12 protein-coding genes are annotated in these 14,099 nt (G+C 52.2%); 7 read left to right on the top strand and 5 right to left on the bottom strand.

Going from position 1 to position 14,099, the window contains the following annotated elements; all coding sequences use genetic code 11:
• Positions 1–45: 45 nt before the first annotated feature.
• Positions 46–729, bottom strand: coding sequence for an NAD(P)H-binding protein (locus V8L70_RS08875; RefSeq protein ID WP_101145762.1), 684 nt, complete (start codon positions 727–729; stop codon positions 46–48).
• Positions 730–805: 76 nt separating this feature from the next.
• Here V8L70_RS08875 and rlmF point away from each other — a divergent pair, with 76 nt between their 5' ends.
• Complete coding sequence (rlmF, locus tag V8L70_RS08870; protein ID WP_101145761.1) at positions 806–1,750, top strand: 23S rRNA (adenine(1618)-N(6))-methyltransferase RlmF; 945 nt, start codon at positions 806–808, stop codon at positions 1,748–1,750.
• Positions 1,751–1,913: 163 nt separating this feature from the next.
• Here rlmF and V8L70_RS08865 read toward each other — a convergent pair whose 3' ends face one another.
• A complete protein-coding gene (locus V8L70_RS08865; protein WP_232774673.1) occupies positions 1,914–3,527 on the bottom strand; it encodes an endo-1,4-beta-xylanase in 1,614 nt (537 codons plus the stop codon).
• Positions 3,528–3,904: 377 nt separating this feature from the next.
• On the opposite strand from V8L70_RS08865, the gene V8L70_RS08860 reads away from it, so the two are divergent.
• Positions 3,905–4,051, top strand: coding sequence for an RlmF-related methyltransferase (locus V8L70_RS08860; protein WP_232774672.1), 147 nt, complete (start codon positions 3,905–3,907; stop codon positions 4,049–4,051).
• Positions 4,052–4,243: 192 nt separating this feature from the next.
• The gene (locus V8L70_RS08855) at positions 4,244–4,375 is read left to right on the top strand and encodes an RlmF-related methyltransferase (RefSeq protein ID WP_232774684.1); all 132 of its coding nucleotides are present in this window, start codon (positions 4,244–4,246) and stop codon (positions 4,373–4,375) included.
• A 442-nt stretch (positions 4,376–4,817) separates the two neighbouring features.
• Here V8L70_RS08855 and V8L70_RS08850 read toward each other — a convergent pair whose 3' ends face one another.
• Both V8L70_RS08850 and V8L70_RS08845 read right to left on the bottom strand, forming a co-directional pair.
• Positions 4,818–5,600, bottom strand: a complete 783-nt coding sequence (locus V8L70_RS08850) for a hypothetical protein (RefSeq protein WP_101145760.1) — start codon at positions 5,598–5,600, stop codon at positions 4,818–4,820.
• A gap of 941 nt (positions 5,601–6,541) precedes the next feature.
• Entirely contained in the window at positions 6,542–7,183 is a 642-nt protein-coding gene (locus tag V8L70_RS08845; protein ID WP_101145758.1) for a hypothetical protein, read from the bottom strand.
• A 682-nt stretch (positions 7,184–7,865) separates the two neighbouring features.
• Here V8L70_RS08845 and V8L70_RS08840 point away from each other — a divergent pair.
• Positions 7,866–9,179: a hypothetical protein gene (locus V8L70_RS08840; protein WP_101145757.1), complete on the top strand. Its 1,314-nt coding sequence runs from the start codon at positions 7,866–7,868 to the stop codon at positions 9,177–9,179.
• Between the two features lie 4 nt (positions 9,180–9,183).
• On the opposite strand, the gene V8L70_RS08835 is transcribed toward V8L70_RS08840, so the two are convergent.
• A complete protein-coding gene (locus V8L70_RS08835; protein ID WP_101145756.1) occupies positions 9,184–9,705 on the bottom strand; it encodes a zinc ribbon-containing protein in 522 nt (173 codons plus the stop codon).
• 161 nt (positions 9,706–9,866) lie between these two features.
• Here V8L70_RS08835 and leuS point away from each other — a divergent pair, with 161 nt between their 5' ends.
• The 3 genes from leuS to holA are packed head-to-tail and all read left to right on the top strand — an operon-like array spanning position 9,867 to position 14,031.
• Positions 9,867–12,476 (top strand): leucine--tRNA ligase, encoded by a 2,610-nt coding sequence (gene leuS, locus V8L70_RS08830; protein ID WP_101145755.1) that lies wholly within the window; start codon positions 9,867–9,869, stop codon positions 12,474–12,476.
• Positions 12,473–12,967, top strand: a complete 495-nt coding sequence (locus tag V8L70_RS08825; RefSeq protein ID WP_008956582.1) for an LPS-assembly lipoprotein LptE — start codon at positions 12,473–12,475, stop codon at positions 12,965–12,967. The genes leuS and V8L70_RS08825 overlap by 4 nt, the downstream gene beginning before the upstream one ends.
• Positions 12,964–14,031 carry a DNA polymerase III subunit delta gene (gene holA, locus V8L70_RS08820; protein ID WP_101145754.1) on the top strand — a complete coding sequence of 356 codons (1,068 nt, stop codon included), beginning with the start codon at positions 12,964–12,966 and terminating at the stop codon, positions 14,029–14,031. Before V8L70_RS08825 ends, holA begins: the two co-directional genes overlap by 4 nt.
• The last annotated feature ends 68 nt before the right edge of the window (positions 14,032–14,099 follow it).

Below are 14,099 nucleotides of genomic sequence, written 5' to 3'. Positions count from 1 at the left end.
ATGGCCTGAATGGAACGTACTTCCTTCTTCGCGTGGACAGGCGACTCAATCTTCCCGCTCATGCATCTCCGCATTTGTTAGTACAAAAGATGGGGGCTTAGCACCTGCATCAAAAGCCGCCTCAATCATCGCCGCCGCAACGCGTGTAGTTGAAATAGGCCGCACTGCTTTAGGCAAAAGCGAGGCGGTTGGAGTAAGCAACATACTTCCCAGCTTTTCAGCAAAACGACCATCGTCGGGCCGCCCTAACAGCAAGGAAGGTCGCGCAAAAAATACGCTTGGCAACGCTAGCGCCTGAATATCGCGCTCCACTTCTCCTTTAACGCGATTATAAAAAACCGCAGAACTAACGTTAGCGCCCTGCGCGGTGACCACTCCTAACCTGCTAACGTCCGCTGCCTTACAGGCACGGGCAAACGACAGCACCAAACCATGATCAATACGGCGAAATGCCTCTTCACTGCCTGCCTGCTTTTTTGTTGTTCCTAAAGCGACAAAGGCGACTGAGCCTGACGGCATCAAAGCCGCTGCTTGCTGCTCCAACTGCTCAAAATCGACAACATGCGTGTGGATTTTTGAGGTGATGGCGTTAGGAAAATCAAGCGGCAGATTTAATTCACGGCGGGTAATCAATATGACGCTGGCTACATCATCTCGTTGGCTTAACTGAATGACTAATTGCGTACCTATAGCCCCCGTCGCGCCTAGCACAATGGCAGTGTTAGACATTATCTCTCCTTTTTTAAGGTTATAATCACGGACCAAGCAAAACCCACGCGACTATTTAACTCAACGCCTCGGGCCTATGACTGTGAACACCCCCAATGGAAGTGAAAAAAGCCGCGCTAGGCCTGTTCGCAAAGGCCTGCACCCGAAGAATCTACACAACCAAGGCTATGACTTCCCTGCTCTCGTAAAAAGCCACCCAGCACTAGCCCCTCATGTGAAACTGAACGCTTATGGCCAACTTTCCATCGATTTCGCAGACCCATTGGCCGTCAAAACGCTCAACGCCGCATTATTAAACCGCTACTACAATATCGTCGATTGGGATATTCCTGAGGGTGCGCTTTGCCCTCCCATCCCAGGCAGAGCCGATTATATCCATCACATGGCGGACTTAATTGGGCTTGGACTTGAAAAGCCCAGCATCAAGCTGCTCGATATAGGGACGGGAGCCAATGGCATCTACCCGCTACTGGCCTGTCAAATTTACGGCTGGCAGTGTGTGGGTAGTGACATTAACGCTCAGTCGCTTGAGAACGTCGCCACCATTATCGCCAACAACCCCACGCTTAAGGATCGCTTCACGCTGCGCACGCAGAACGATAAAAACCACATTTTTGAAGGGATCATTCAATCTGGGGAGTTCTTTGACGTCAGTGTATGCAACCCACCCTTCCATGCCTCACTCAATGAAGCACTTAAAGGTAACCAGCTTAAACGCAATAACCTTGCGCGTAGTCGCGGTGAACAAAAAGCAAAAACCCAATCGCCTACGCTGAATTTTGGCGGGATGGGAGCAGAGCTCTGGTGTAAAGGCGGCGAACAGCTGTTTCTTAAAAAGCTAATAAGAGAAAGCCAAGTGTACTCAACTCAATGCCGCTGGTTTAGCAGTTTGGTTTCAAAAGCCGACAATATTAAGCCCGCAAAGAAGTTGATTAGTAAGCTCGGTGCCGTTGATAGTCGGGAAATAGAGATGAAGCAGGGAAATAAGGTGACGAGGATATTGGCCTGGACATTCATGTGAGCCGTTCTTGAGAAGCCGCATGATGATGCGAAACCTGCCGTGACATTACTCGAACACATATTTTCCGCCATGCTTATCCTGACCCGTTTAGCCAGGACGATAAGCATGGTCTTCCGCGTTGTGCTGCTCCTATCTGATGCAGATATTCAAAAGATCATTCCTGTCAAAGGGAGGTAAGAGAACTTGCCATCTCGTCCAATTTATTGGAAAGCGCTTGGTAGGACAGCTTGGGTCGATACTGGGCATCGTAAATCAGCCCGTTACCATGGTTGTAATAGTCGTACCATTCATTAAGTGACGACCAGCGATCGGTGAAGCCCCACATGGTAAACGAGTGCGCCCCCTCTTCTATGCACGCTTCCAAGTACTGGGCATACCAATCGGCTACGGCCTTTGGGGTATCGGCATAGTTCTGATACTGGTTAATGTCCAGCTCCGACACCCGTACCTCGATGCCCAGCGACTTGAAGCGGGCAATGGCCGACTTCAAGTGTTCCTTGGTCACAGACGAAGTATTGCGTGGCCAGGTCGCCTGGTAATCAGCGTTCACGTCTTCGTGCATCTGCAAGCCAATGCCATGAATGGGCACGCCGGCGGTTTGCAACTCGACCACCAGGTTAAACAGGAAGTCCTGTTTGTCACCCGCCTCTTCACACCCCCACTCGTTAATGAACAGCAGCACGTCCGGATCCACTTCATGGGCTTTACGTAATGCCCGTTCAATGTAGCCACGTCCTAATGCCTGGTACCAGACGGAGTCACGAAGCTGGTCTGTCCAGTCCAGAAACGGCTCGTTGATCAAATCGAACGACACCATGCGGCCCTTATAGCGACCGAACAATGTCTCGATATGCTCGTCGAGGATCTCCCCTACTTCACTAGCGGTGATGGTTCCATTGAGCCAGCCATCCCAAAGCCACTGCGGGGTCGCTTCGTTCCACGCCACCGTGTGGCCATGCACCTCCATACCATTACGTTCGGCGTAGTCGATCAGCTTATCCGACTCATAGAAGTCGTAGACCCCACGGGCAGGCTGGATGAACTGAAACTTCATGCAGTTCTCAGGAGTGAGCTGGTTAAACTCATTGCCCAGAATCGTGCGGTACTGCTCATCGAACACCATCGGGTAGGTGGCCACCGCGGTACCGATGCGGAACTTACCGGCCTTGTCACGCAAGGTGCCCGCTGTCTTAGGCACACTAGGCACTGGCGTCTCTTCCACGGTACCAGTCGTGGTGATCTCGGTGACAAGGAACGTTGCCCCCACGTTCGCTTCATCCAGGCTTAGATAAACCACCCCATCGGCAAACAGACACATATCCGATTGACGAGTAACTTCCACACCGTTGGTCAGGAACACAAGCTCGGTCCCCTCACGCTTGAAGGTGTAAATCACATTGGTGCCGACACTGGCAGCAGCATTTCCCGACTCGGTATTGTCAGGGTGATACATTGTCCAGTAACACCAGTCACCATTGACGATCTGGACCTTGAAGGTGCTCTGCGCGTAGTACCACTCATCCTGCACCATCGGGATAACCCCGTGGAACAGGAAGTAGGTGGAGTTGGCGGCAGTCAGCGTAGCGGTGATATTGATCTCAAAGTCACCGGAGACCTGAAAGCGCATTGCCAGGTTGAGCGACGGGTTATGCACCGGTGCATCTGTACTTTCAGGCAACGGCGACAGCTTACGGTCGAGGCCTTCAAACAGCACGCCATTGGATTGCACAGTGGCGCCAGAAAAACCTTCCCACAAATGTAATGGAGCATTGGGCACGGGAATGCCTCCAAAGAAATGTACCAGTGCGCTTTTCCACGCATCGGTTGTTAGTTTTTGAGGAACAAGGTCGCCACCTGCATTACGTTATTCCGCATTTATAAGATCCATTACAATGCCTCGTAAGTATTAAAGTGGGAACCAGACATCATAAGTACCTATAAAAAAGTAATCCGCTATTCGCTGCCGTAACTCGGGTTCAGTTCTGACGAATACGGCGAGAGCTAGACAATATGCACTATCCGCAGAGCCGACTATATCCATGAAATGGCTGATTTGCTGGGACATGAAAAGCCCAGCATCAAGCTGCTCAATACAGGAACGGGGCTAATGGCATTTACCCGCTACTGGCCTGCCAAATTTACGGCTGGCAGTGTGTGGGTAGTGACATTAACGGTCAGTCGTTTGAGAACGTCGCCACGATTTTCTCCCACAACCCCACGCTCAAAGATCGCTTAACGCTGCTCACGCAGCACGATAAAAACCACATTTTTGAAGGGATCATTCAAGGAGGAGTTCTTTGACGTCCGCGTATGCAACCCACCCTCCCATGCCTAGCTCGATGAAGCACTTAAAGGCAGCCAGCGTAAACTAATAACCTTGCGCGTAATCGCGGCGAGCAAAAAGCAAAAACTCAATCGCCTACGCTGAATTTTGGCGGGCTGGGAGCAGAGCTTTTGGTGTAGGGGGGCGAACAGTGGCTTCTTAAAAATCTAATAAGAGAAAGCCAAGTATATTCAACTCAATGCCGCTGGTTTAGCAGCCTGGTTTCAAAAGCCGATAATGTTAAGCCTACCAAGAAGCTGATTCTTAAGTTCGGTGCAGTGGATAGTCGGAAAAAGAGATGAAACAGGGAAATAAGATGACGAGGATACTGGCCTGGACATTCATGTGATCCGTTCTCAAGGTAGCGCATGATGATGCGAAACCTGCCGTGACATTACTCCTATATAAGTACATCGTTTGGGGTGGGAAAAACGACAAGTCGAACATGTGCTCGATCAGACATTGCACTGCGTTTTCAGGGATCCCTGACTGAAGCTTATATTGACACAATGAGATTTTGATCGTGGTTATACAGCTTGAAGCGCGACATGCTGGTCACTCTTCGTCTGCTTTCTCGATATTACTAAAACTTAAGCATCAGCGGGGTTTATTTAGGGTCTAAACACCCAGCGATAGCCTGCAATTCGAGGTGGACGGAGCGGAAGCTAAATTACAGGACGGGCTAGGTTGACAAGCCCATCGTGTTTTTGGTTTTTTATCAACGCATATTCCATCGAAAAGTCTTTATTCGCTATATACTCTAGTGTTTTTATTTGACATTTGTAAAAAAACCATCAGCTTCAATGCGATATCTGAATATTTGTACTTATGAACTCCAAGGGAAAGCTGCGCTGGAGCGAGCACGCCGAGGCTTACTAGTCCATTAGCTACGAGCGCATTAGAATCACTTGGAAGCAGCAAAAGGCCATTTTCTTCCGCTATTCTTTTTCTGAGTTTTTCGAGCTCTTCCAACTTTTTGTCTGACTTATCCTTGGCATCATGCCAAGAAAATATATTTATAGTTGCATAACTAAAATTTTCAATGAGAAATTTTATTTCTTCTCCAGATATGTCTCGGATTATTCGTGATAGCAATATAGATTCGTACGAACTGTACTCACCATAGTCGACAGCTGCATTTACAATCTGTTGCAGATAGGCAATCTTCTCCCGTTCGACGGTCTCATTTAATGCCAGTACGCACTCACAAATAATTTTGAATTGCTCATCGTTCAGCTTTTCAAGCGCACCTTCGTGTCGAGACAGCTTGTCGGCAATTTCTCGTTGCGCTTGCTCCGTTCTCTCGCGGTGTCGCCTCGCTGCCGGGATGTTCGCAAGGAGTGATATGAGGCTACCGGCGCTTCCCCCAACAATGCCTCCAACGGGTCCCCCGATGAGGGCTCCAACAAGTCCTCCAGCTGCTCCGCCAGACAGCGAGCCGGTGGCTGACAACACTGATGTCCTCCTATCAGCCATACTCGCTCTATTGTCTTTATCCGATTTTTTGATCACTTTGTTCTTTTTCAACTCCTTGGTCTAGGTCGCCGAGAAGTGCCTAGGAAAATCCAACGCCTTGCAACACCGGACAATTTGTAGTGAAGCGGAAAATTGGTCCGAGTGCTTACGCTTGTTGGGCGAGGTTTATGAACTACAACTCCCATGCTACCTCACATGCCAAGTACTCACTGATCACAATTCTGATCCTCACTTCATCACCATAATCCGCCGCGTGGTAGCGGTATCTACCCTCTTGGACTTCCACCCAGTCATTAAGCAACAATTCATGCGTAAACGATTCGCCAGTCGAGGACTGGAGCGTAAGCTGCGTGACCTGCAGCCTTTGCATCCCGCGAGATCCAATCTCACCGTATGTCTGGACAACCTGGCTAGCTTCGTAGGAGTCGCGCCCCTCATCTGTTAGGGACTCCAACGGTGCATACCAGATTTCACTTGGAATACCTGAACAAGGCTGGCTGAGCTCGAACGCAGCGTGTCCTTTAGCTAGCTTTGCAAGAACACGTTCAACTCGGTCCCGCTCCGGCGCAAAGTGAGTTCGTCTATTCTGCTGATATCTCACTGCCTCAAGTCTCGCGCGCAGAGCCGCGGAGTGTCGGAGAGTTTTTGCTACCCTTTCTCGTCTAATGCCATCTGGATCAGTGGTTCCAGCGATTACGCATTCGATGAGGCAGGCTAGGTATTCTTCATCTAAGGAGAATCCATTGTTGCAGTTCCGGCATGCACCGATCACCGGAAGGTAGCTGGGTAAGGGTGGGTCCAAAAACACTCGCGAAGGAATGTGCTCCCGAGTATCTTCTTGGCCACCGCAATATATGCAACCAATTATGAGTCGATCATCAGCATAGTTATTCAGTTGGTCCACGTACTACCCTCCCGGCACCCATTCGCCCAACGACAGCCATCAGCCCCGCGAGGTACGAGCGTCGGCTGCATGGCCTTGTTGGGCGAACTCAACTCTGCCATTGATCTTCACGCCTCAACTTTTTCGCATGAATAAAGTAGTCCAGATCCTGAATCCACTCATCAACTTCTTCATTTTTCTTGAGCGCATGATCACTAATAAACTTCTCTAGACTGCTTTTGTCCCAATTATCAATATTCTGGTTATCTATACCCTCTAAGACGTCAATCTTAGTTTCATTTTCTGATTTTAGGCATTGCAACACGGACTTAATATGATCAACTTTCACCCGTTGGATAATTGTCGAGCAGGCGTCATTAATTTCACCATCTGACGCTCCGAGATCGCGAAGTACAGATGATATTTTTTCTACACGGTCGAGCTTATGTTGCAAGGGAATGTACTGTAGCATGCGGCCAGATATGGCTAACTCATCTACTATTGGGGCTGAAAGCGATAACGCCAGATCTTTAAGTTCCTCCAAGGCCGCATATGTTTTCTCCACAGCAGACTTAAGCTCAGCCTCAAAGCCTCCTCCTTTAAAGCGCGAAAACTTGTCCAAATTAGCAAAGGCAAGTGCTAACGCGATCGCTGTTATTGCTAAGCCCATCTCTGTGGGCATTTTGAACGCGCCGAACCCCGTAGGGATTACTACCAGAGCGGCTATAAGGCTTAAATTAATTTTACTCATTCAGGCTGTACACCCCCGGCCCGACAGATATTAAATGGCGCGTCCTGTGATTGGATGAACGCACCAGCATGTTTACTTAGCACTTGTAGCCTACCTTTTCGATTATAACCACATGATTTTAAAATAAATTAATATTGCTTAGGCTCTATTTTCAGAATTCGTATGCTTTGCCAAGCACAATGATGCTGTTTGCATATCCACCATCAGGAAATAGATACCAAATGGATATGTAAAGCAGGCCCCCGAAACTCATAGATCGTGTGAAAGCTGTTATCCGGTTAAAGCGCCATAGCCCGTACTGAAAAAACAAATTGCTGCTGAATACGTTACTTCATTCGTCTGAATGAAGCATCGTTTCCCACCTCTCGAAGCAAAACCACACTACCGCTATGGCACACTTGGGCTACGTTAAAACGCTCCAATTGCGACCGTGCTTGTCTCATTAACCATACCTTATTCATAAATTCGGCTTAGGTCACGTGTCGGTGCAAAAAGTGTTGCCTCTCGGAACCAAAAAGCTCGTTGATTGCATTGAACTGGCATCGTTGGGCGATGCATACGCGGGCGCCTCGCTTGGCTCGTTATCACACGCGAAGAAAAGCATCTGCCCTATCTCCTAGCTTACCGCTAGCCTTCCGCTAAAAATCCGATTAGCCTGCTAATTCACTATTAAGGGTTTGGCATGCAAGAGACGAATTCTCGGCAGCGCTTGGCGGGCGTGCTGATTCTGCTTGGTTTGATCGCGCAAATTATTGGGTTTACTGGCTGGCTGAGCACTGCGCATGCGGTGAGCTATTTGCTGTGGGCGGCGATTGTGTTGCTGTGGCGGGATATTCCTAAGCGCTCGCGGATTCAGGCGGGCGTTTTGATTGCGCTGGGCGCTGGCATGCTGCTGGTGGCGCGGTTTGTGTATGGTGCGGATGTCGATTGGCCCGCGATGTTGCAGGGCAACTCGTTCGTGGCGGCGATGCTGGTGGGCGTTAGCTTTATCTCTCTGATTGGTAAGCAAGGAACTAAAGGTGCGTCGGGTAAACGTGTGACTGGTGCTAGCGGCGTGATGAGTACCTGGCTGGGGGTTCACTTCCTGGGTACGATTTTGAATCTCTCGACCGTGTTTATGGTCGGCGATAAGCTCGCTCGGCGGGGGCCGTTGACCACACCACAGCTGTTGGCGCTGAACCGTGGACTTTCTAGCGCGGCGCTATGGTCGCCGTTTTTTGCTTCCATGGGCGTGGTGATCGCGCTGGTGCCGGAGGTTGAGTATGCGCAAATCGCCGTGGTGGGTTTTCCCATGGCGATGCTGTCGGGGCTGTTAACCACGCTGGAACTACGCCGACGGTTTGATCTTAGCGAGGTGGATGGCTACTCACTGGCGCCGCGCAGTCTAATGATGCCAGTCGGTATGGCCGCGATGGTAATGCTGTTTCACTTTGTGCTCACCCCTACCCTCACCATTGTCAGCATTATCACCTTTCTACTGCCTAGCGTTGCCGTGCTGAGCAACTTGCACCATGGGCCACGCTTTACCCTACGGCGAATTCGTCAACACACCACGACGCGCTTACCCGCCATGCGTGGGGAAATTTCGTTATTTTTAGCCGCAGGGCTTTTGACGATTGGCCTTTCGACGCTGGTCACGGCTGCCGCAGGCAGCGACTGGACGCTGTTCACTCGCTTTGGCACAACCCAGGCGATGATTAGTTTTGCGGCCATTACGCTGAGCGCGTTAGCAGGCCTACACCCGATTATTGGCGTGTCGGTGTTGGCGTCGATACTTAATCTGCAAAACGGGGAGCAAACGCTATTTGCGTTTGTGGCATTAAGCTCATGGGCGGTGGGCACCAGCGTCGGGCCGCTTTCCGGCATTAATCTTTCATTGCAGGGGCGCTACGGGGTAAGCGGTTATCGCATGATGAAGAATAACCTGCTGTATGCGGCGGTAATGAGCCTGCTTTCGCTGGGGGCGATCGCAGGCGTCAGTTTACTGGTGATTTAGTGAATCAGGTCTCAATGATCTTGCTGGGAAAGCGGTAGAAGTAGCGATGGCCGCACTCATGGCAAGGTTCCAGGCGTGCAACGGTGGGTAGCATTACCTGTGCATCGCAGTGGGTGCAGGCCATTAAACCGGGCGCGGCCATTTCGCCTTCGCAGTAGTCGGCGCGGGCGGCTTCTAGGTCTTCTTCAAAGCGTTCGCGTTCCACCACGCTACGGTCGGCAATCGAAAGCAGCGATTCCGCCACGCGACGGGAGAGCCCGTCAATATCGATGCCTAGCCAGCTGGCTACTTGCTTGCCGGTATCCGCCATGAAGTAGCGCATATCTTTAAGGTCGCGCTCTACCCAGGCGCGCAGCAGCGCTAGCTCGTCTTTGGTGTACTCTTCAAGCTCCGATTCAAACTCAACCGCGTCGTCCAGATCCTTCTGTAAATTTTCCCAGGTGAGCTCATTTGCGCCCCCCTGCATCCGCTCCAACAATCTTTCGTAACCTTCGCGTAGGCGGTTGTCATTCTGTTGTTCACTCATGGTGCCTCTCCTTTTGTCGACGCATGCGGTTTCCTATCATCGGCTTACCGTTCAAGGATACACCTGCATAGGATACAATCGACCTCACTTATCTGACAGATGTCATCTCACATTCACTTTGCGCCCCTTTTGGGCGAATACGCCAAGGCATTAATAAACCGATGGACGCACACTACAGCCCTCGTGATATCGAACGCGACGCCCAGCAGTACTGGGACAAACATCAGTGCTTCAAAGCCGTAGAGGACGCGAACCGCGAGAAGTACTACTGCCTCTCCATGTTCCCCTACCCCAGCGGCAAGCTGCACATGGGCCATGTGCGTAACTATACTATCGGCGACGTTGTCTCGCGTTACCAGCGTATGCAGGGCAAAAATGTCATGCAGCCCATGGGCTGGGATGCCTTCGGTATGCCCGCAGAAAATGCGGCGATACAGAACCAGGTGCCGCCCGCCAAGTGGACGTATCAAAACATCGACTACATGCGCAATCAGTTGAAGGCACTGGGCTTTGCCTACGACTGGAGCCGCGAATTCGCCACCTGCGATACCAGCTACTACCGCTGGGAGCAGTGGTTCTTCACCAAGCTGGTCGAAAAAGGCCTGGTGTATAAGAAGATGTCGACGGTCAACTGGGACCCGGTGGATCAAACCGTTCTCGCCAATGAGCAGGTTATCGATGGCCGCGGCTGGCGTTCTGGCGCATTGGTTGAGCGCAAAGAGATCCCGCTTTGGTTCTTGAAGATTACCGACTACGCCGATGAACTGCTGGCCGATTTGGATAAGGTTGAGTGGCCGGAGCAGGTCAAAACCATGCAGCGCAATTGGATTGGTAAATCCCGTGGCGTTGAGCTCAGCTTTGATATCAAGACCGCTGAAGGCTCCGATATCAAGGCGAAAGACGGCAGCACCTGCGATCCGTTAGCGGTGTACACCACGCGCCCGGATACGCTGCTAGGCGTGACCTATGTGGCGGTTGCGGCAGGCCACCCGCTGGCCAAGCAGGCGGCTGAGCAGAACAGTGAGCTGGCAGCCTTCTGCGATGAGTGCGCCAAAGGCGGCACCTCAGAAGCTGAAATGGCCACCAAAGAGAAAAAAGGCATGCTCACCGGCCATAGGGCGGTTCACCCGCTCACGGGCGATGAAGTGCCGGTTTATGTGGCTAATTTCGTGTTGATGGAATTTGGCACCGGCGCGGTGATGGCGGTGCCCGGCCACGACCAGCGTGACTGGGAGTTTGCCACCAAGTATGGCATTGCGATCAAACCAGTTATCGCCGACGAAAGCGGCCAACCCGCCGATGTTTCTGAAGCCGCCTACGCCGAATACGGCACGGTAGTGAATTCAGGTGAGTTTGATGGGCTCGGTTTTGAACAGGCCTTTGATGCCATTGCTGCCAAATTGGCCGAGCTTGGCCGTGGTGAAGTCAAAACCAACTACCGCCTGCGCGATTGGGGCGTTGCCCGTCAACGCTACTGGGGCGCGCCGATTCCGGTCAAATACGGCCCGGAGGGTCAAACCGTACCGCTGACCGATGACGAACTGCCGGTGTCCCTGCCGATGGAAGTCACCGTCGATGCTTCGGGCTCGCCGCTGAAGAAAATGCCCGCGTTCTCTGACCTGGGCGATGGCTGGACCCGTGAAACCGACACCTTCGACACCTTCATGGAGTCGTCCTGGTACTACGCGCGCTTCTGCTGTGCCGATAACACCGAGGCGATGCTGGACGAGCGCGCCAACTATTGGCTGCCGGTCGATCTCTATATTGGTGGTATCGAGCACGCCATTCTCCACCTGCTGTATGCCCGTTTCTTCCACAAGCTGATGCGTGACTTTGGCTTGGTGGATTCCGACGAACCCTTCCAGCAGCTGCTGACCCAGGGCATGGTCATCGCGGAAACCTTCTACCGCCCTACCGATAACGGCGGCAAGCAGTGGTTTAACCCCGCTGATGTGGAAGTGAAACGCGACGAGAAAGGCCGCCCGCTGAGCGCTATATTAATGAGCGACGGCGAGCCTGTGGAGATGGGCGGCATTGAGAAGATGTCCAAGTCGAAAAACAACGGCGTTGACCCGCAGTCGATGATCGACAAGTTCGGCGCCGATACCGTGCGCCTGTTTATGATGTTTGCCGCACCGCCCGAGCAGTCGTTGGAGTGGTCGGATTCCGGCGTAGAGGGTGCTCACCGTTTCTTGAAGCGCCTATGGCGTCAGGTCAATGAGCATTTGGCGGCTGGTACGCCTGGGCCGCTCAACATTGACGCGCTCAATGATGACCAGAAGGCACTGCGGCGTAAAACTCACGAGACCATCAAGAAGGCCAGCGACGACATTGGCCGCCGCACCACCTTCAATACGGCGATCGCGGCCGTCATGGAGCTCTCCAACGCGATCGGCAAGTTCGACGACACGTCTGAACTGGGTCTCGCGGTTAGCCGTGAAGCGTTGGAAGCCGGTGTATTACTGCTCTCGCCGATTACCCCGCACCTGTGCCACAGCCTATGGGAAGCACTGGGCCATACGGGCCCGGCCATTGAAGCGACTTGGCCTGCCGTGGATGAAACGGCCCTAACCCGCGATAGCATTGAGCTGGTGGTGCAGGTCAACGGTAAACTGCGTGCCCGTCTTGAGGTGCCCGCAAGCGCCGATAAGGCATCGATCGAAAAACTCGCCATGGAACACGAAAACGTGCAGCGCTATCTTGAAGGTAACACCGTGCGTAAAGTGATCGTGGTGCCCGGCAAATTGGTCAACATCGTGGTGAGCGGATGAATCGACGCACATTTTTAACCGCCAGCATCGCCGCCTCAGCGGCGGTGCTGCTTAGCGCCTGCGGGTTTCAGCTACGGGGTACTGAATCACTGCCCACGCTGCCTCCCCTTTCCCTAGAGGGCGACACCAACAGTGCCGTTGCCCAACAGGTCGCTGCGCGCCTTCAACAGTTAGGCACTCAGGTAACGGCTGATGCCCCATGGCGGGTCACCCTGGGTACGCCTGCGTTAATTGAGCGGCGATTGGGTGGTGATGGCCGCGCAAGTCGTGAACATGAGCTGACACTGAGCACTTCGCTTTCGGTACAAGAGCGGGCATCCAATGCCTATCACCTCAATAACGCGACCCTGACGACGAGCACGCGTATTCGCGTTAGCGACGATGATCTCCTTAACCGTGAAACGCTGATGATGGAAGCCGAGCAAACGCTTGCTCGACAATTGTCTCAGCAAATCATCGAACGCCTTGCTTACATTGAGGGCATGCAGTGAAGGTATTTGCTGATCAGCTACCCGCTGCGTTAGCAAAAAAGCTGCCCCGCGTGGTTATCGTGGCGGGGGATGAGCCCTTACAACATCGCGATGCCTGCGATGCTGTAAGGAAAGCAGCTCGCCAAGCAGGCGTTGAAGAGCGTGAAGTACTCGATGTAGAGCCCAACTTTGCTTGGGGTCGGTTGATGGAGATGTCCAGCAACCTCTCATTGTTTGCGACCAGCAAGCTCATGGAATTGCGTTTGGGCAATCACAAGCTAGGGCAAGAAGGCAGTAAAGCACTAGCGCAGTATGCCGAAACACTGGATAACAGCGATGATATCTTGCTTATCAGTATGGGCAAATTAGACGCCAAGCAGCAGAAAAGTGCATGGTTCAAAACGCTGGATAAGCAAGGGTTATTCGTACCGGTCTGGCCTGTCGATGTTTCCCGGTTGGGTTACTGGCTGAGGGATCGCGCTTCACTCCACGGCTTACAAATTGACCTTGATGCAGCTCGCCTGCTGGGTGAGCGCACAGAGGGTAACCTACTGGCCGCCGACCAGGAGCTGCAGAAACTAGCGCTGATTCACCCGCAGGGCACGCGCTTGAATGTGGAAAGCATTGCCCAAGGCGTTGAAGACAGCACACGCTTCGATGTTTTCAATTTGGCCGATGCCTGCCTAAAAGGCGAACCTAGCCGCGCATCGCGTATCGTCAATGGATTGCGTAGTGAAGGGGTCGAGGCCCCCATCGTGCTTTGGTCACTGACCCGGGAGCTGCGCACTCTCCTCTCGCTGCATCAGCATCTGGATCAAGGGCAAAGCTTTGAACATGCCTGCAAAAGCCAAAAGCCGATGATTTTTGATAAGCGACGTCCGGCCTATCAAAAAGCGATTGGCCGCCTGCCAATGAAGCGCCTGCATAAATTGCTGTTAATGGCACAGCGGCTCGATTTAGCCGTTAAAGGCGCTGCAACAATACCGCTGTGGCCAGGCCTAAATGATTTGGCAATGACCATGGCCGGTGGTCGTGGGCTGCTTTCTGAATCCGCCTGGACCTATCGCATTAGTGCAAATAATTAGTACTTTGCACATTAGACTTAAAAATTGAACCAATTGTTTCTATACTCACTCCACACCCCCCGACTAGT

The sequence above is a fragment of the Vreelandella arctica genome (assembly GCF_037070215.1).
Lineage (GTDB): Bacteria > Pseudomonadota > Gammaproteobacteria > Pseudomonadales > Halomonadaceae > Vreelandella > Vreelandella arctica.
The sequence above is the reverse complement of the archived record's forward strand: the minus strand, read 5'-3'. Positions and strand labels throughout refer to the sequence as shown.